The following is a 17,477-nucleotide window of genomic DNA, read 5'->3' as shown; positions in this document are numbered from 1 at the left end:
ACACAACCCGCTACGGGGGAGACTTACCCGAAATCTGATTTATTCAACAAAGCCCTTTCTGGTAGTAAGGGCTGATCACGCCTTTAGCGGCAATATCCTGATTACGGGAAGCCGGGCCGTGTACCAGTTTGAACGGGTTACGTTCTGCTGTATTGAACTTAGGAACGAACAGGCCGGAACCTTCTTCGATTTCGTAGCGGTCATCGTCCGCCAGAATGAAAGTAATGTTGCCAATGCTGAAGGAGTCATAACCCGCAGTGTTAACAGGGATTAGAGCGCCTTTTGCAGCTTCAGCCACCTTATTGGTGATCAGGCTGGTTACTTCCGGGTGGCTCGCCAGAACGTCATACAGATCCGGGGAGCAGAAGCAATAGAAGCGATCCAGATAGGAGCGGCTTCCGCCATACTCTTTAACCAACATACGGCGGATCGATGCAAGCTGTGCATAGACGTTAGCGCCTGCTGATCCGTCCAGCTCAAAGTTCAGCGGAGCAGTACCAAACACAGCGTTAAAATCTACGTCCCCGTCGTCGGTTTTAGCCGCTTTAGCGGACTGTTTGAACAGGGCGCGGGCAAGTGTACTTTCAACCGTTTCCAGGTGATGGTTACGCATACGGATAGATTTAGCAGCAATCACAGAGGCAACAGCCTCAACCTGATCCGGGTTAGCCGGGCTTACCAGGCCCTGCCAGTCAGCGGTTTTTACGTCCGCTTCGGTGGCATAGTGTGGGATCTCTTGGTCACGCAGAATGGTTTTATCCATCTTGATCGCGTTTACTTCGGTGCCATAGCGGGCAACCTGTTCCAGTTCACTAACCTGAGTTTCCACAATATCCACAATCTGGGCGCGTGGAGTGGTTGAGTTAACCTCGGAGAAGATACCCAGATCAGAGATCAGATAATTGCCAGCTGGCACATCTTTGATCGCCGCTACGGTGTCCAGCTTTTCAAACTGTTTAAAATCAATAGCCACTGTGTGATTTCCTTATGCTTTGAAGTAATCGGCGTTGATAGCCAGGCGAATATCACCGGAGGCTGTCAGCGCTTCCAGTGCGGCTTTTTTGCTCGCGGCGTCTTTAGCACGTAGGGCAAAATCGGTAATCACAACATGGCGATCCACGATAACCAGCGTTTTAGGCTTGCCATCGGCGGACATATTAGAAAGGTTGATGATCGGCTTGCCAGCGTCAGCGGCTGAGGAGTCGAATAGGGCAAAAGTTTTGCTGTCCAGAATGTCACCGCAAAAAACGTCAGCAGGCAGTGACGGGGCGGTGACTTCGGTACGGTCAAACAGGCTGGAGGCGTAATTTACGATTACGTCGCCTTGCGTTACCGGGTAGCGCTCGGAAGTTTTCATAAAGGTTTTCCTTATGGAGGGTTTTAGACGTGGGAGAGACCACAGGTGATCCGGCGTTGCACCGGATATCAGGACAGCCAGAACGGCGGGCCGGAATGGGTTGGAAGATGGGAGGCCGTGGGGTGAAAAGAAGAGGGCGGCATCATGCCGCCCTTTCTAATCTGGATCTCTCTCACCCTCTCAGGGTGGGGGGAGGTGTAACCTCTTTTTTGTAGTCACTCATCCGCCAGCGTCACGGGGGCAACCGCCAGCCGTTAGACAAATAACCACAAAAAAGAACCCGGAAGGAGAAACCGGGATGAAGGCAATGTAACTTACTGTCTGATCACTTGTTTTCCTGTGTAGCCGCAATGCTTTACATGATTTGCTTTCATGGTTCAGCAAAGAAGCCACAGAGGAAAACGGACGCCTGCAATACGCCCGGAAACCATCGAAGAAAATCAATAGCTTATCGTTGCAACTGGGGAACCACCCCCGGCCCAACTGTGGACCCCGTGGAGGGTCGCTTATAGTCGACGGAGATTCGCTTGTATTCTGAAGGGCCGCAGTTAGCGACGCTTTAGAATAGGGCCTGTGGAGCAGGCCCTATGATCATAGGCGTTTTGAATCATAGGAGTGTCATCAACTGGCGGAACTTGAGGAGAGGACCGCACCCAAAGCATTCTGGCAAGTGGAGGTGAAAGAATGCTTTGGGTGAGGGCCGGGGCGGGGGAGAAGTCCGCCCGGCTCTCTACAGACCCCAACAGGTTGGCTAAAACCTACGTTCTGTAATGTTGTGAGGCGGTAAGCTGCAAAACGGCGATTTCCAGATCTCGATTAGACATACTCACCACATCCCACACCATGAATACTATGTTATCATGAATGAGAATGATTATCAATAAATATTAATTGCATTCTTACTTGGTTTGTGGTATGGCTTGGCTTCCCCACATATTGGGAAGTGAGGCGAATCAATTTTATTAATTGGTGTGGGTAGGTTGTGGGCTTACGTGTTGGCACTTTTGACAACAAACCATGTAGCCCTGAAAGACACACGAAGTAATAATAGATCTTTACCCCCTGTGCGCCTCAGAAGGCACACAATACTTGACTAGATATAAGACCTCGCTACGCTCGCCCTCCGGGCTACGGTCTTATTGATCTAATATAACAACTTCATTCAATAATTAATTGTTTATACAATTAATTATTGAATGAAGTTGTTATATGATCTTAAAACCTTCTCGCCCCTCCGGGCTTACCAGGTTTTAGGCCGTTGGCCTGTTTTCCCACAATGTGGAGTCTCGCCTGTGTGGCTCACTCCGGGGAGGACGGAAGAATCTTCCGGGGTATGTCAGATTGACGTACCGATCAGGAGATTGAACCGGGGTTAATATGGACCCGGTCGGGCAGCTTAGGCAAAATCTGCCTAACTTTCTGATCCGGCAATTCCTGCCCAACTTCTAAAGTCAGGCAAAATCTGCCTAAGCTAATAGCCGAAGTCAGGCAAAATCTGCCTACTATAAGATTAATAAGATGAACCCTTATTAACACACCTTCTGATAAGAGGGCTTGCGCCCTTAAAGGCTAGGTCAAGACCTTTAAGAGAGTGTGAGTATTAATTATTGATTGAACAATCAAGAGATCAGACTCTTTAGACAGGGAACCCTGTTCCCGTATCTTGGGAGAGAACCTTCCACAGGTTCGACTCTTTGGGAATAGCAGAAACAGAACTCGCTCCAGCGAGTTTCTTTTCTGCCTTTGGGAAACCGTGACATCTGGGCGGCGGGGCGGGGGCGCCCGGCCCGGTACACAGTGCCGCACAGCGTACAAAACCACAACCCACAGGAACCCACCTAAACACGCCGCTGTGGCGCTCTTTCCTACGTAGACAAGGAAACACCCTACCAACGCCCTCCGGCTCTCTGAGAGCTTTACAGAGCCTTCTGTGACGGAATATACAAAAATCAACAAATTTATTGCTATTTCTTGATTTATGGTATAAAATATGATACATGATGACTAGTCATCATAATGAGCATAATATCCCATCTTAGTATTACACATTCAAAGGAGTGTTGCAAGCATGAGTACACAAAATTCTTACACCGATGTTAATGACATGGTGAACCGCATTGATCAGCGTGACATTACACGCCGGACTCTGGAGCAGTACCGGAGCCGCTTTAAAGCACAAGGCCGGATGAAAGAAGTTGAAGCGATTACCCAAGCCCTGGAGATGACCAGTAACCGCGCCTCTGCCGTATTACGTCAGTCTCAGCGTCTCGCCGGGAAAATTACAGAGATGGACGCAGAGAAAGCGCTTGAAATGAAAGCAACCGTTGCGCTGTTCGCTTCCAAGTCTACGGATCTGCAAGCCTCCATTGTGCTGGCGTTCCAATCCCTCTTTGAGGCTAAAGGCGTCCCGATGGAATACGACGAAGTGATGGCCTTTATCATGCTGCAAGCGGCGGATCAGTTTGAGCGTATCACCGGAGAACTTCCCGTAATCGTTCACTAATTTTTAACTTACTTTTTGGAGAGGAAACAATGAGCAAATATCAGCCTTATGTTGATTTGAGTGATTCCCCTGTGTTGTCAGCGTATGCACAGCAGACGATCAACCAGTTGGACCCGACCCTATATAGCGACATTTACGAAATGTTGACACAGCTACCGCCGTCCAGAATGGTGACGATTGGCAACCCGGCGATCACCGCCCCGGCGTCATGGTGGGGTGATTGGTTCGGCCTCAACCTCACCGCTGAAGACATCGCAGAATTAAAGGAGATTTGCCTGTGAGTAAAAATAAAGAGTTGGGGATCAGCTTCGATCCCTATGTGATGGAGCAGCTTTTCGCGTTGGCCTCCACCCGTGAACATGGCAGCGTTCACACCATCGTTAAGAAAGCAGTCAGCCAGTTTTTGAAAACCGTTAATTCCGATTCTGTTAAGGATTCCCACAATGACCGAATTTCTAAATAAGCTCTACTCCAAAGACTTTGTGAAAACGTCCCGAACCTTGCGCCGCTTGAAAACGTACAACGGCGTAAAAGTCTCTTTAGAGATGGTTCTGACATACGACTTTATCGCTTCATTCAACCGTGATCAGCGTATGGCTAACGGTCACGTTAAGCAGGGGATGCCGTCCGCTTTTGGTCAGGCGGAATTAGCTGATTTTCTCATGTGCTCACTGAGAACGGCCCGCAACGTGATCGGCGCTTTGAAAAATGCAGGTCTGATCGAGTGTGTCGGACGTGGCCCGCATGATGTGGATCTGTTGGTATGCCTGCCTATTGTCGAAGCTAACACGGAAGAAGCAGCGCCTACGCCTAAGCCGTCCGCCACACGTCCACAGCGGGACACAGCGGAGCGGGAAGAGGTGCAGGAGTCCAACCACACAGCGGAGCCTGTAGAAGCGCCTGAGATTGTGCCAGCAACGCCAGAGCCAGCAGCGCCGATCACATTGCTGGATGTTTACAGCGGGAGGGTGGAAACGGTGGAGCAAGCTGATCCCAAACCGGGGGAAGTGGTTCCTGTGGGGGTGCCAGCGGTGACGCCATACCCAAGAGGGGAAGTCAAGGAGCCGTCGAGAGAGTGGGATTTAGACCCAGCCTTTTGATTTGGTGAAATTTAGATGTAAATCCTCATCATCCGCATGATGTCAAATTCCCCGTGTGAAGTCAATAATTTTCTGGAGATTCCTTTTGAGCATTATCACAACTGAAGTAAAAGCCCTAACCCCTGAAGAGGAAGCGATGATCGCCGCTCTCTCTGACAAGCTGGCTACCAGTAAGCCACGCCCCCCAATGGATGAAAAGAAGCTTACAACGGATCAGATTGTCCAAATCAAGCGGGCCTGTGTGATGGGTCATAGTGCTAAGGCGATCTGTGCAGCTTTCAAGGTGTCCCTGGCGTATGCCCTGAAGATGAAACGGGAATACAACCCTGTGAAATATCAAAAGGCCGTGCTGACCCTTCCCGAGAAAGCCGTGATGATTCAGCAGATGAAAGCGGACAATCTCCCGGATTCGATGATTGGCGAGATGTTGGGGATCAATATCAAGACGGTGGAGACGCTTTCACGAGTCAACCCGGCTAAATATCTGGCTGACCAGATGTTACCTTACGATGTTGTACTCGCTAACTTACGCGCCCCTCGATATGTGGCTAACCCGGTTTACAAGTTGGGGACCAGCATGACCAGAGTACGCAAGATTATCAGCGCAGGACGGAAGGAACTCCGCCCCGTGATCATCTCCTCCAAACGAGCCGCATAACCACCCCGGCCCGCCGTCGGACCTGCTAACGCCATTGCAATATTTACTCCTTCCTTTTGGGCGTTGGTCCCTGTGGATTATCTAAGCCCTTGTAAATCTCTATTTTCTCTTTTGTCACCTCGCTAGATAAGGACCCTCTCACATGGAAGCATTTAAGAAGCTCCTCAATCAGTTGGAAATTCAGAAGGCAGAACAGCGCCAGCGGGAAGCCCAGGAGGCAACCAAACAGAACGAACTCCGCAAGGCACAGGCCGATCTCTCACAGGATGAGGCTATCGCTCTGTACGCCACCCAGTTGGAAGCCTCCAACAATGCCGCAGACAGCGCCCAGAAGGGCCGCGCCATTAAGAGCCGGGGAATTGCTCTGTGTCACAAGGATCAGGGATTCAGCGCCAACGGTCGCCCGGTCTCTCTCCTGACCAAATCCGCAGACCTGCCAGCAGGTCACCGCCGGGTAATCATTAACAAGGCAGCAGGGCGCACCCTGAAGGCTACCAAACTGGAAGGGGATGAATAATGAGCGGTAACGTGATCATTACCAAAACGATTAACCGGACCACGTTCACCACGGACGGGGCCAGCTATAAAAAGACAGTTGACCGTATCAAACAGGTGGGGAAAGAGTGGGAAAAAGTAGCGTCCAAGATGAAGCCTCTACGGATGAAATTTGAGGAAAACGCCTACACCAAGATCCGCCGGAAACAGCAGGACGCCGCCGCAAAAGCAGCACTGGCAGAAGCCAAAGCTAAAGCGACAGCAGAGGTCAAAGCAGCCAAAGCACAGATCGCAGCGGAGCGTAAGATCCAGACAATCCGCGCTAAAGCTATTCGCTTCAGCACTTCAGCGGCTAACGCCAACGTGACCCCGGCCCAACGTGCTGGACACCTCCAGGAGTTTGGACAGCTAACGCGCCAGTATCACGCCGGGTCTATGGCATTGCAGGAATATAACGCCCGTGTGTCACGCCTTCAGCAAACCATGCGCCAACAAGGCCGGGTAGGCATGAGGGGAGCAACAATCCCGGTAACCGCCAAAGTTAATAAACTTGATACCAGCATGATCGAGGGTGCAGGCGGGGCGATCACCATTGCCGCAACTGTGGCTTTGAGTGGCAAGATCATGACCACCGGACAGGATTTCGAATCCGCGATTTCTGGTCTCACAGCGATCACCGGTTCCACAGATGCAGCCGCTAAAGAGTTTGATTATCTGCGTGATCAGTCCAACCGTTTGGGCCTGGACCTCCTGAAGACTTCAAAGGACTATACCCAGTTTGCCGCCGCCGTTGGTGACAAGTTGCCACGTGACCAGATGCGATCCATCTTTGAGGGTGCCAGTGAATGGGGCCTTGTTACTGGTGCAGACGCCGACGCACAAAGCCGCGCTTTGAAAGCACTTAACCAAATGATGAGTAAGGGAACGGTGATGAGTGAAGAACTCAAAGGCCAGCTTTCCGAAGCTCTCCCGGGTGCTGTGGGTCTGTTCGTTAAGGCTCTCAACCAGATGAAAGGGACAACCAACCTTACAGAAAAGGATCTGTTTGACCTGATGCAACAAGGGAAGCTGTTCTCTAAGGACATCCTCCCGGAAGTGGCTAAACAGATGAAAGCCGCAGCTCGTAACGGCGGCGCTCTGGATAAGGCTATGAAGTCCAACCGGGCAAGCTGGCAGCGCCTACAAACCAGTATGCAGAACGCTATGAATGTGTTTTTTACTTCTGGTTTCGGTAACTCACTAACCAACGCTTTCGACGCTATCAGCGCCGCTGTTAACGGCTCTGGTGGGGCCTTTGAGATGTTCGGGCATATCGCGGGGAAAATCGTTGAGGGTGCCACAGATGCGTTTACAGAGTTGCACGACACTGTGATCCTAACCTTCCGCATTATCGAGTATTACGCCGCTAAGATGGGGATCACTGGTGAGCAGCTTAAATCCTGGGGAGAAATGGCAGCATACGCCGCCGGGGTGGCTCTGTTCGCTGGCTCTATCTGGAAGTTGGGCGGGGCCTTTAAATGGTTGTTGACCATGCTCAACCCGCTAACCAAATTGCTGGGGGTCATGAAAGGGATCGCCGCTATTGGTGGCATTGAAGCCGCTACAACTGGCGGATCTGGCGGAGAAGGCAAAGAGAAGCCAACCAAAAAAGGCCGGGGGCCAAAAGCTGGTAAGCTCGGGGGCCTTGCGGGTCTCTCTGGTGGCCCTGTCGGCTGGAGCATTGCGGTCGGTTCGGTAGGTGGGGATTATGCCTGGGATAAGATCATGGACGCTAACGACGCCATGTATGGACAGGACACCACCGCCGGGGGCAATCTGAAGAAAGATAGCCCGCTGGGTAAACTGTGGGATTTCATCCACAGCCCAGACCTCCCGACTAATCCAGACTTTGCCAAACCAGCGGATAAAACAGGGTGGGTTAGCTCTTACTCCAATCCGGGTTATGTACCTCCTGCGCCGACGATTACAGCGCCACAGCTTAAAGTTGATATGGCAGGTAATCCACTGATGACGCCGCCAGCGTGGCTAAACCAGCCGCTTAACGTGAACGTGAATGTGAAAGTGCAGGATGGTCAGGTTAGGGATTTGGTCCGCTCTGAAGTTGAGACCAACAATCAGCAGGCTTTCAACATGCTGATGCAGGGCGGGCCGAACTAACCACGTTTGACACCCCCAACCACAGGCCCCCGGCTAACCCCCGGCGGGCCTTTTTGTTATCTGTAACCATGAAATCAACACTTTGCTAACCCCCTAAATAAATGGCTTTAAGTCCGTTTAAATATGTGGTAAAGGGCGATCAAATGGATTGTATACCCGGTAAAAGAATCCGTTTTAGCTCAAAAAGTAATCAATTGTGTAACTGGTGGGACTCCCCCAGCGCATCTAAATACTTGTTTTTGTGGTCAATTAATTATCATTACAAAGTGCAAGTGTGTAGCATTTTACATGCTTAACCCCAAAATTATTTTTCTGGGGAAAACCTCTAACCCAAATGAGATCGATTATCACTTGAGAATTGATTCTCAATACCTCTTTCGAGTGCGACTCATTCCCACCTACAGGGGCGGTAGCCACCGCCCTAAACCCTTTTTGTGTTTTTGCCACAAGAAAGGGCCTGAAGAGGCGGACGCCTCAAAAGGGGAGTTTATGGGGTTAGTGCGTGGAAGTTATCCACAGGAAAAGGGCGTTACTCACAGGCAGATCAGTTTTACAGTTTACTCTGTGGAATGGCTCCCGGATGGGTACAGAAGAGCCATAGTTATGGGGCGTACACAGCGCCCGGGAGGCGGACCCATTTAAAGGGTACAGGTCTAACCTGTTGCGTATATGTTAAAAAGGTGCGTGTAACGGTCATTATGTTAAATAGGTCCTAAATTACGTATGAAAATTGAACAGCCGGGCAAGGCGTTTTTTCAAAAATCTCTTGTAAGCTCATATGCTGGCCTCTAAGGAGTCGTAAGTGCTGACATGTAGGGGTGTATAGGGAAATGGGAGATAACGCCATAGCGGCGCTTACAGATAGCCATTCCGGCGGGGTGTTCTGATATTTTCAAAACATCGGATAGGCCCCGGGGGGCGGGGTGTTTGGGTGCCTGGCTGGTCTGCCCAAACAAGGAAGATATTTTTCCCCAAAAAAGGACAGCATTCACCTCATTTTCTGCCCATGTATAGCCTCGGTTGGAGGAGACTCAAGAGCAAACATAACCACCGGGTTAATCCCGGCTTTTTTATAACAATTTTTCAACCTTGTGAAACGGGACTGATTTGAAAAGGTATCCTTGAACTCCCCAAATACCAACCTCCTGTAGAAGGTCGAGATACTGTCTGCTTTCTACGCCTTCCACCACTATCTTATCGCAGTACCGCTTTATATTTTTTATCAATAGAGGAAATGTGGGTTTATCAATTTGTTCATTAAAGAAATGACGGTCAATCTTCACCGCTTCGAAGTAACCCTCAAGCAGGCTGGCAACATTTGCATTTCCGGCTCCCAGATCATCCAGCCACAGTGAGTTAACACCCTGACATAATGATTTCAGAATCGGACTTTTATGCCCTTGTTCAATACCGGGAAACTCTTCTGAAACTTCAAGTTTGATAAATGGCATGGAACTGACTGTTAGCTGTAACAAACCGTCATGCCTTAAGAGTGTCGCCATATCGTAGTCAACATTGAGCGAGCAGAACAACCCGTGATGCTCGAACCAGTCCTGCTTACTGGCTATGACCCCAAACTGTTTGTAGAGAAAAAGGCGTTTCTGATCGAAATCCCATCCTGAAATGACAAACGCTGGGTGAAGGGGTCGTTTGGATTCTGAGACAAACCGCGTAAGAAGTTCGACTCCTAACAGCTTACCTTCAAGGTTCATGATGGGTTCAGCAATGAATTCAGAGTGCATGTTACGTTCCAGTTGAGTGATAACTGCCTGATAATGCACCTTTAAAAATTATTGATCAATAATAGCGATCAATAATCAAATAATGATCGATAAAAACGATAGATGTATCTTTTTGAAATGTAATGATAATTTATTTTTAAGATTAATCTTGTGTTGAGAAACAAGAGCAGGTCTTTTTCATCACATTCATATCTACGGATTCGAAAACGACGAAAGATCACAACTAAACGAGGCTGGGGAAACCCGGCCTTTTTGTCGTTTGAATGTGGGACACAACGTGGGACACAAACTGGGACACAGAGCATTTTTTATGGTTGAGTCTTTGGCTTTCCGCTGGCATGATCCAGAACAGGGATTAACGGGACGTTAATCGCAAGCTTTTGATTTTGTTTTATTTGACTCGGGGTGCCCTTCCACGTGAAGGCTGAGAAATACCCGTATTACCTGATCTGGATAATGCCAGCGTAGGGAAGTCAGATGCCTCCTCTGGTCATCGCTTCTTCACGCAAGGCAGGAGCGAACCTATGCAGCCTGACCTGCTCGATTTACACGTTTTACATCACTTCCGAACCCGTTCCCCGCTCACGCACTGTATGACCAATGATGTCGTGCAAACCTTTACGGCCAACGTTCTGCTGGCGCTTGGCGCTTCTCCGGCAATGGTGATTGAAGCCGAAGAGGCCGAGCAGTTTGCCGGGATGGCCGATGCGCTGCTGATTAACGTCGGTACCCTCACCACCCCCCGCGCCCAGTCGATGCGTCGGGCCATCGAGAGCGCGGTGGCGGCAGGCAAGCCCTGGACGCTTGACCCGGTTGCGGTGGGCGCTCTGGCGTTCCGTACCCGCTTTTGTCATCAGATCCTTGCCCTGAAACCAACCGCCATTCGCGGCAATGCGTCGGAAATTCTCGCCCTTGCGGGGATGAGCGCAGGGGGACGCGGTGTCGATACCACCGACACCGCCGCTGCCGCGCTGCCCGCCGCACAGGCGCTGGCTCGCCAGACCAATGCCATTGTGGCAGTGACGGGGGAGGTGGATTACGTCACCGACGGCCTGCGCACCCGAACGGTTGTGGGCGGCGATCCGTTAATGACCCGCGTGGTGGGCACCGGGTGTGCGCTCTCGGCGGTGGTGGCGGCGAGTTGTTCCCTGCCGGGGGAGCGGCTGGATAATGTTGCCGCTGCCTGCGGATGGATGAAGCGTGCCGGAACGATCGCCGTTGCGCAGTCTCACGGGCCGGGCAGCTTTGCCAGCGCGTTCCTTGATGCGCTGCACAACCTGGAGGCACAGGCATGAAACGAATTAATGCTCTGACGATTGCCGGTACCGATCCAAGCGGCGGTGCCGGTATCCAGGCCGACCTGAAAACGTTCTCGGCTCTTGGCGCTTACGGCTGCTCGGTGATCACCGCGCTGGTGGCGCAAAACACCCGTGGCGTGCAGTCGGTCTACCGTATCGAACCTGATTTTGTCGGTGCACAGCTGGACTCGGTATTCAGCGATGTGCGCATCGACACCACCAAAATTGGGATGCTGGCAGAAACGGATATCGTCGAAGCGGTGGCCGAGCGGCTGCAACGTTATCAGGTGCAAAATGTGGTGCTGGATACGGTGATGCTGGCTAAAAGCGGTGACCCGCTGCTCTCTGCCTCTGCTGTTGAGACATTGCGCAAGAAACTGCTGCCGCAGGTGGCGCTGATTACGCCAAATCTGCCGGAAGCGGCCGCACTGTTAGACGCGCCACACGCGCAGAACGAACGTGAGATGAAAGAGCAGGGGAACGCCCTGCTGGCGATGGGGTGCGGCGCGGTGCTAATGAAAGGCGGCCATCTCGATGACGATGAAAGCCCGGACTGGCTCTTTACCCGCGACGGTGAACTGCGTTTCACGGCCCCGCGCGTGCATACCAAAAATACCCACGGTACGGGGTGCACGCTCTCTGCCGCTCTGGCGGCGCTGCGTCCACGGCACAACAGCTGGGACGATACGGTACGCGAGGCCAAAACATGGCTCTCGGCCGCGCTGGCAAAAGCCGATACTCTGGAAGTGGGTCACGGTATTGGGCCGGTTCATCATTTTCATGCATGGTGGTAAGCCAGTATACTGGCAGGAAACACCACGCCTGAGAAAACAGAGATGGAACAAGCGCATACCCGGTTAATCGCTCAACTGAATGAACGGATCGCCGCGCCCGACAACATGCCGCTGTATCTGAAATTTGCCGAAACGGTAAAAAACGCGGTACGCAGCGGAGTGCTGGAGCACGGGAATATTCTGCCCGGCGAGCGCGATCTGAGCCAGTTAACCGGGGTGTCGCGCATTACCGTGCGCAAAGCGATGCAGGCGCTGGAAGAAGAGGGCGTGGTAACGCGCGCCCGGGGTTACGGGACACAGATCAACAACATCTTTGAATATTCGCTCAAGGAAGCGCGCGGGTTTTCCCAGCAGGTGGTGCTGCGTGGTAAAAAACCTAACACGCTATGGGTGAATAAACGGGTGGTGAAGTGTCCGGAAGAGGTGGCCAGCCAGCTGTCGGTACCCCCGGACAGCGAGGTATTCTTGCTTAAGCGCATTCGTTACGTTGACGATGACGCGGTGTCGATTGAGGAGTCCTGGGTTCCGGTTGAGTTAATTCATGACCCGGACGCAATTGGCATCTCGCTGTACGACTACTTCCGTAGCCAGAATATCTTTCCGCAACGCACCCGCTCCCGGGTCAGCGCCCGGATGCCGGACAGCGAGTTTCAGGCGCATATCAGTATGGATGACAAAATACCGGTACTGGTGATCAAGCAGGTTGCGCTTGACCAGCAGCACCGGCCGATTGAGTACAGCATCAGCTACTGTCGCAGCGACCTATACGTCTTTGTGTGCGAGGAGTAAGGCCTCGCGCGTCGGCGCGCAATCCCCGCCGCGGTGGCTGACCACCCAGGCCGCCACGGAATTCCCCAGCGTCACGGCATCCGCCAGACGCCATCCTGCCGCCAGACCGGCAAGCGTACCGCCCGCATGGCTGTCGCCTGCGCCAATGGTATCGACGACGGTGGCGGGAAACGCAGGAACATAACCCGATGCGTCGCCTTCATACCAGGCTGCGCCATCTTTGTCGTGACGAATAATCAGCGCGGCGCCATAACGGTGCTGCCACTGCACGCCTAACGTATCAACGTCCATGCCAGCGCGCTCCGCGGCAATCTGCGCCTCCTGACGATTGAGCGACACGATAGGTTTCAGGGCCATGATCCGCGCCATCAGCGCGTCGGGAATATCGGCTATGCGGGGGCCAAAATCGATAAACGCGGTGACGTTTTCCAGCGACTCCAGCCAGCGTGTGAGCAGTTCGCCCGATGGCGATGCCAGCTGATAGCCGGACAGATACACCAGGCTACCCGGCGGGACGTTCAGCCCATCCAGCCAGTGCGGCTGCCACTGGTTCTCCACGCCGCTAAACGACATAAAGGTGCGTTCGCCGTCAGGCTCTACCAGCGCCAGACACCAGCCGTTATCGCCCGCTTCGGCCTCCACGGCGCTGTGCAGATCCTGCCTGGCCATGGCGTTACGGATGATCTCCGCCCATACGCCGTGGCCGACGGGCAGGGCGTTTTGCGCCGCAATGCCGAGCCGCTTCAGGGCGATGGCAATATTCAGCGCACAGCCGCCGATATTCACCCCTTGTTGTTTCAGCTCGATATCGCATCCGCGCCAGGGCAGGGCGTACGCGTCGGCGATCACGTCGATGACCGCCGCGCCCAGCACCGTGACCGGGCGTGTGGCCTGTAATGTTTCAAGACGCTGGGCTAACGTACTCATACGCCCTCCCTTTGCTCCCGGTAGTGCAGCAGTTTTTCGCAATAGTGGTCAAAATTGAGCCGGTTTACGGTGTCGAGCTCATCCTTCAGCGCCGGGTCAATCGCCTGCACGCCGTGCAGTGCCCCGCAGATGGCCGTTGCCATCGCCCCGATGGTGTCTGTATCTCCGCCGAGGTTGGCGCACAAAATCGCGCAGCGGTTAGGGTCCGTACCGGCCAGCTCCACCATCGCAATCGCCGCCGGAACGGACTCAATGGTGCTGGTGCCCGCGCCAATAAGCTGGTAAACCTGCTCGCTGGCGGAGTCGATACCGTGGGCTTCCCGCACGGTCTTAAGCGCTAGTTCAATACGGGCCGCCAGCGAGGCGCTGAAGGTGGTGGTTTTCGCCTCCTGTGCATAGCGGGCAATGCCGGGCAGGGCATCGACGATGTTCTGCCAGCGCTCACCGTCGATGGCGCGCGAAACCGCCCAGGCAATCACCACGGCCCCGGCGATGGCGAGGTCCGATTTATGCGTCGGGCTGGAGGCCAGCGCGACCTGCCCGACAAAATGTTCCAGCCGCGTCGCCGGTAGCAGGCAGCCCAGCGGGGAAGCCCGCATCGCCGCCCCGTTGGTCACGCCGTTGTTGTCCAGTTCGCTGACGGGTTTGCCGTCGCGGATGGCGTTAAGCGCGATTTTTGAGGTGGGACCCAGCACGTTTTTATTAAAGGCATCGAAATCCAGCGCCCAGTTCAGGATGTGTTTGCCGATGACATCCGCGTCAATCCCCCCGTCGCATTCGATAATCGCATCGGCCAGGCACAGCGCCATCGAAGTATCATCGGTAAACTCCGCGCGCTTAAAATAGCAGGCCGCGTTATTCTCTGCCGGGCCGGGTAAGAAGCGGTCGATCCAGCCGAAGTGCGCTTTTACGCGCTTTCTTGGCCACAGCTCGGAGGGCATACCCATCGCATCCCCTAACGCCTGCCCGTAAAGAGCACCGAGAATACGTTCTTGTTTCATTTAACTTCCCCTTGTGTCAGCGCAGCATCGCCATCAACCACCTCAATTGCGGTGATCTCTTTGTCCGATTCGCGGAAAAACAGCATAAACAGCACGGCGATCACGGCAATCATGATCGCACCGAATGTCCACATTCCGGCCCAGTTGAAGGTCAGCCCATTCACCGGCTCTTTGTAAGCGAACATTTTTTCCATCATCACGCCGCCCAGGCGGTAACCCAGCAGGCTACCAAAGCCCTGACAGCACAGCGTAATCAGGCCTTGCGCAGCCGTACGCATATGCGCCGGCGCTTTTTTATCCACGTAGATATACGCGGTTACATAGTAGAAGTCGTAGCTCACCCCGTGCAGCAGAATGCCGAGGAACAGCAACGCATAGGTGAAGTATTGTTCCGCGCCACCGTAAACAAAGAAACCGTAGCGGATGGCGGCCGTGAGCAGGCCCAGCAGTAAGACCTTCTTAATACCAAAGCGTTTTGTGAAGAACGGCAGTGCCAGCATAAAGAAGATTTCAGAGAACTGGCCGAGCGTCATCCAGCCGGTGGCGTTTTTCATCCCCACTTCGGTGAGATAGCCGTTGGCGAAGATGTAATAGAAGGCCAGCGGCATCGCGAACAGGAAAGAGCTGAAGAAGAATACCAGGAAGTTTTTGTCGCGCAGCAGGATCAGCGCGTCCAGACCGAGCATCACTTTGAAATCCAGCTTGCCGGTACTTTTCGGCGGCGTATTCGGCAGGAACAGGGCAAACACGCCCAGCAGGGCAGAGCTGGCTGCGGTCATCAGCAGCGGAATATTGGTATCAGAGATATCGCTATAGCCCAGCATCTGCGGCAGGAATCCGCATGCCAGACCGGAGGCGATCCAGCCGATAGTGCCCATCACGCGAATACGCGGGAAATCGGCTTCCACGTCATCGACGTTGGCGAATGCAATACTGTTGGTCAGCGCAATGGTGGGCATATAGGTGAGAGAGTAGGCCAGCAGCAGCGGGAAGAAGGTGCTGAACTGGGTTTGCTGTGCGGCGAAGTACATCAGAACGGCACCGGCAAACATCAGCACCGCCAGCACTTTCTGGGCGGCAAAGAAACGGTCGGTCAGCGAGCCGACGAGAATAGGCGACAGGATCGCCGCAATGGCCGTACAGGCATAGGACCAGCCAATCTCCCCGGCGGTAAAGCCGCTTTTACTCAGCCACAGCCACAGCGGCACAAACCACGCTCCCCAGATAAACCATTCAACAAACATCATGAATGACAGTTGGACTTTCGTTTTCATTGTTTAATCCTGCATGTCAGTGAGAGTACGCCTTTAACATACCATTCAATAATACCTTTAAAATACCTTTGTGGTGATTGTTTGATCAATGTAACAGTTTTGTTGTACACGAATCGAGCCAGCAGATTGTGCTGAAAAAAAATGCAAATGCTGGAAAATCTGTTAAGTCGGTACCAGGCTTAGTCTGCCCATAAAAATGTGGGTCTGGATAAACACTCACCGACATGACGTCGGAATTACGGGAGCATCGCTATGACTGATATTGCGCAGTTGCTTGGCAAAGACGCCGACAGCCTTTTACAGCATCGTTGTATGACCATTCCAGCCGACCAGCTTTATCTGCCCGGCCACGACTACGTTGACCGCGTGATGGTGGATAACAACCGTCCACCGGCCGTGCTGCGAAATATGCAGACGCTCTATAATACCGGGCGGCTGGGCGGTACCGGGTATCTCTCGATTCTGCCGGTTGACCAGGGCGTTGAACACTCGGCAGGCGCCTCCTTTGCAGCCAATCCGCTCTACTTTGATCCGAAGAACATTGTTGAGCTGGCGATTGAAGCGGGCTGTAACTGTGTGGCCTCTACCTATGGCGTGCTGGCGTCTGTTTCACGGCGTTATGCCCACCGCATTCCTTTCCTCGTCAAACTGAACCACAACGAGACGCTCAGCTACCCAACCGAATATGACCAGACCCTCTACGCCAGCGTGGAGCAGGCGTTCAATATGGGCGCAGTAGCGGTTGGGGCAACGATCTACTTCGGCTCTGAGCAGTCACGTCGTCAGATTGAAGAGATTTCCGCAGCCTTTGAACTCGCACACGAGCTCGGGATGGTGACCGTGCTGTGGGCGTATCTGCGTAACTCCGCGTTTAAAAAAGATGGGGTGGATTACCACGTTTCAGCTGACCTGACCGGTCAGGCGAACCACCTGGCCGCAACCATTGGCGCTGACATCGTGAAGCAGAAAATGGCCGAGAATAACGGCGGCTATAAGGCGGTGAACTTCGGTTATACCGATGACCGTGTCTACAGCAAGCTGACCAGCGATAACCCGATCGACCTGGTGCGCTACCAGCTGGCGAACTGCTACATGGGACGCGCCGGGCTGATTAACTCCGGCGGTGCGGCGGGTGGAGATACTGACCTGTCTGACGCGGTACGCACGGCGGTTATCAACAAACGCGCAGGCGGTATGGGGCTGATACTTGGCCGTAAAGCGTTTAAGAAATCGATGGCTGACGGCGTGAAGCTGATCAATGCAGTTCAGGATGTTTATCTGGACAGCAAAGTGACGATCGCCTGACGCCTCACTCTCCCTCTCCCTTTGGGCTGAGGGTTCCCCAGAAAAATGAAAAGCACGATGAAGTGTGATCTACTGGT

Annotated in this window: 17 protein-coding genes and 1 riboswitch; of the genes, 11 read left to right on the top strand and 6 right to left on the bottom strand. The window is 53.2% G+C overall.

Annotation, left to right across the window (positions count from 1 at the left end; genetic code table 11):
• Positions 1 to 43: 43 nt before the first annotated feature.
• The gene (locus tag HX884_RS20700; protein ID WP_178328730.1) at positions 44 to 973 is read right to left on the bottom strand and encodes a major capsid protein; all 930 of its coding nucleotides are present in this window, start codon (positions 971 to 973) and stop codon (positions 44 to 46) included.
• Positions 974 to 985: 12 nt separating this feature from the next.
• The gene (locus tag HX884_RS20695) at positions 986 to 1,357 is read right to left on the bottom strand and encodes a hypothetical protein (RefSeq protein ID WP_178328729.1); all 372 of its coding nucleotides are present in this window, start codon (positions 1,355 to 1,357) and stop codon (positions 986 to 988) included.
• 2,068 nt (positions 1,358 to 3,425) lie between these two features.
• Here HX884_RS20695 and HX884_RS20690 point away from each other — a divergent pair.
• The 7 genes from HX884_RS20690 to HX884_RS20660 all read left to right on the top strand — a co-directional run bounded on the left by HX884_RS20690 (position 3,426) and on the right by HX884_RS20660 (position 8,270).
• Positions 3,426 to 3,860, top strand: coding sequence for a hypothetical protein (locus HX884_RS20690; protein ID WP_178328728.1), 435 nt, complete (start codon positions 3,426 to 3,428; stop codon positions 3,858 to 3,860).
• Positions 3,861 to 3,889: 29 nt separating this feature from the next.
• Positions 3,890 to 4,141: a hypothetical protein gene (locus HX884_RS20685; RefSeq protein WP_178328727.1), complete on the top strand. Its 252-nt coding sequence runs from the start codon at positions 3,890 to 3,892 to the stop codon at positions 4,139 to 4,141.
• Positions 4,138 to 4,323, top strand: a complete 186-nt coding sequence (locus tag HX884_RS20680; protein WP_039274128.1) for a hypothetical protein — start codon at positions 4,138 to 4,140, stop codon at positions 4,321 to 4,323. Before HX884_RS20685 ends, HX884_RS20680 begins: the two co-directional genes overlap by 4 nt.
• Entirely contained in the window at positions 4,304 to 4,960 is a 657-nt protein-coding gene (locus HX884_RS20675) for a hypothetical protein (protein ID WP_178328726.1), read from the top strand. Before HX884_RS20680 ends, HX884_RS20675 begins: the two co-directional genes overlap by 20 nt.
• Positions 4,961 to 5,045: 85 nt before the next feature.
• Entirely contained in the window at positions 5,046 to 5,618 is a 573-nt protein-coding gene (locus tag HX884_RS20670; RefSeq protein WP_178328725.1) for a hypothetical protein, read from the top strand.
• Positions 5,619 to 5,760: 142 nt separating this feature from the next.
• Complete coding sequence (locus tag HX884_RS20665; RefSeq protein ID WP_178328724.1) at positions 5,761 to 6,135, top strand: hypothetical protein; 375 nt, start codon at positions 5,761 to 5,763, stop codon at positions 6,133 to 6,135.
• The gene (locus HX884_RS20660) at positions 6,135 to 8,270 is read left to right on the top strand and encodes a tape measure protein (protein WP_249166273.1); all 2,136 of its coding nucleotides are present in this window, start codon (positions 6,135 to 6,137) and stop codon (positions 8,268 to 8,270) included. The genes HX884_RS20665 and HX884_RS20660 overlap by 1 nt, the downstream gene beginning before the upstream one ends.
• A gap of 1,070 nt (positions 8,271 to 9,340) precedes the next feature.
• Here HX884_RS20660 and HX884_RS20650 read toward each other — a convergent pair.
• Complete coding sequence (locus HX884_RS20650; RefSeq protein WP_178328723.1) at positions 9,341 to 10,012, bottom strand: EAL domain-containing protein; 672 nt, start codon at positions 10,010 to 10,012, stop codon at positions 9,341 to 9,343.
• A gap of 391 nt (positions 10,013 to 10,403) precedes the next feature.
• Positions 10,404 to 10,500: riboswitch (TPP riboswitch) on the top strand.
• 36 nt (positions 10,501 to 10,536) lie between these two features.
• Between HX884_RS20650 and thiM the strand changes: the two genes are divergently transcribed.
• Genes thiM through HX884_RS20635 form a run of 3 tightly spaced genes read left to right on the top strand, consistent with a single transcriptional unit; the run spans position 10,537 to position 12,893 of the window.
• On the top strand, positions 10,537 to 11,307 hold the full coding sequence (gene thiM / locus HX884_RS20645; RefSeq protein WP_178328722.1) for a hydroxyethylthiazole kinase: 771 nt from the start codon (positions 10,537 to 10,539) through the stop codon (positions 11,305 to 11,307).
• Positions 11,304 to 12,104: a bifunctional hydroxymethylpyrimidine kinase/phosphomethylpyrimidine kinase gene (gene thiD / locus HX884_RS20640; RefSeq protein ID WP_038420163.1), complete on the top strand. Its 801-nt coding sequence runs from the start codon at positions 11,304 to 11,306 to the stop codon at positions 12,102 to 12,104. The genes thiM and thiD overlap by 4 nt, the downstream gene beginning before the upstream one ends.
• A gap of 42 nt (positions 12,105 to 12,146) precedes the next feature.
• Positions 12,147 to 12,893 (top strand): GntR family transcriptional regulator, encoded by a 747-nt coding sequence (locus HX884_RS20635; RefSeq protein ID WP_013097911.1) that lies wholly within the window; start codon positions 12,147 to 12,149, stop codon positions 12,891 to 12,893.
• Here the strand turns inward: HX884_RS20635 and HX884_RS20630 are convergent.
• From HX884_RS20630 to HX884_RS20620, 3 genes are read right to left on the bottom strand one after another with little or no spacing between them, the layout of a single operon-like run.
• Positions 12,867 to 13,820 (bottom strand): PfkB family carbohydrate kinase, encoded by a 954-nt coding sequence (locus HX884_RS20630; protein WP_178328721.1) that lies wholly within the window; start codon positions 13,818 to 13,820, stop codon positions 12,867 to 12,869. The genes HX884_RS20635 and HX884_RS20630 overlap by 27 nt on opposite strands.
• Positions 13,817 to 14,821: an ADP-ribosylglycohydrolase family protein gene (locus HX884_RS20625; RefSeq protein ID WP_178328720.1), complete on the bottom strand. Its 1,005-nt coding sequence runs from the start codon at positions 14,819 to 14,821 to the stop codon at positions 13,817 to 13,819. The genes HX884_RS20630 and HX884_RS20625 overlap by 4 nt, the downstream gene beginning before the upstream one ends.
• The gene (locus HX884_RS20620) at positions 14,818 to 16,095 is read right to left on the bottom strand and encodes a nucleoside permease (RefSeq protein WP_178328719.1); all 1,278 of its coding nucleotides are present in this window, start codon (positions 16,093 to 16,095) and stop codon (positions 14,818 to 14,820) included. Before HX884_RS20620 ends, HX884_RS20625 begins: the two co-directional genes overlap by 4 nt.
• Positions 16,096 to 16,347: 252 nt before the next feature.
• On the opposite strand from HX884_RS20620, the gene fbaB reads away from it, so the two are divergent.
• Entirely contained in the window at positions 16,348 to 17,400 is a 1,053-nt protein-coding gene (gene fbaB / locus HX884_RS20615) for a class I fructose-bisphosphate aldolase (RefSeq protein ID WP_178328718.1), read from the top strand.
• Positions 17,401 to 17,477: the final 77 nt, after the last annotated feature.

It is taken from the genome of Enterobacter sp. SECR19-1250 (assembly GCF_013391025.1).
GTDB classification, from domain to species: Bacteria; Pseudomonadota; Gammaproteobacteria; order Enterobacterales; family Enterobacteriaceae; genus Enterobacter; species Enterobacter cloacae.
The sequence above is the reverse complement of the archived record's forward strand: the minus strand, read 5'-3'. Positions and strand labels throughout refer to the sequence as shown.

Excerpts from the sequence above, each read along its gene's own strand:
- HX884_RS20625 (WP_178328720.1), bottom strand. The coding sequence starts at position 14,821 with ATGAAACAAGAACGTATTCTCGGTGCTCTTTACGGGCAGGCGTTAGGG.
- HX884_RS20630 (WP_178328721.1), bottom strand. The coding sequence starts at position 13,820 with ATGAGTACGTTAGCCCAGCGTCTTGAAACATTACAGGCCACACGCCCG.
- HX884_RS20620 (WP_178328719.1), bottom strand. The coding sequence starts at position 16,095 with ATGAAAACGAAAGTCCAACTGTCATTCATGATGTTTGTTGAATGGTTT.
- thiM (WP_178328722.1), top strand. The coding sequence starts at position 10,537 with ATGCAGCCTGACCTGCTCGATTTACACGTTTTACATCACTTCCGAACC.
- HX884_RS20675 (WP_178328726.1), top strand. The coding sequence starts at position 4,304 with ATGACCGAATTTCTAAATAAGCTCTACTCCAAAGACTTTGTGAAAACG.
- HX884_RS20660 (WP_249166273.1), top strand. The coding sequence starts at position 6,135 with ATGAGCGGTAACGTGATCATTACCAAAACGATTAACCGGACCACGTTC.
- HX884_RS20635 (WP_013097911.1), top strand. The coding sequence starts at position 12,147 with ATGGAACAAGCGCATACCCGGTTAATCGCTCAACTGAATGAACGGATC.
- HX884_RS20690 (WP_178328728.1), top strand. The coding sequence starts at position 3,426 with ATGAGTACACAAAATTCTTACACCGATGTTAATGACATGGTGAACCGC.
- HX884_RS20685 (WP_178328727.1), top strand. The coding sequence starts at position 3,890 with ATGAGCAAATATCAGCCTTATGTTGATTTGAGTGATTCCCCTGTGTTG.
- HX884_RS20695 (WP_178328729.1), bottom strand. The coding sequence starts at position 1,357 with ATGAAAACTTCCGAGCGCTACCCGGTAACGCAAGGCGACGTAATCGTA.
- thiD (WP_038420163.1), top strand. The coding sequence starts at position 11,304 with ATGAAACGAATTAATGCTCTGACGATTGCCGGTACCGATCCAAGCGGC.
- HX884_RS20665 (WP_178328724.1), top strand. The coding sequence starts at position 5,761 with ATGGAAGCATTTAAGAAGCTCCTCAATCAGTTGGAAATTCAGAAGGCA.
- fbaB (WP_178328718.1), top strand. The coding sequence starts at position 16,348 with ATGACTGATATTGCGCAGTTGCTTGGCAAAGACGCCGACAGCCTTTTA.
- HX884_RS20650 (WP_178328723.1), bottom strand. The coding sequence starts at position 10,012 with ATGCACTCTGAATTCATTGCTGAACCCATCATGAACCTTGAAGGTAAG.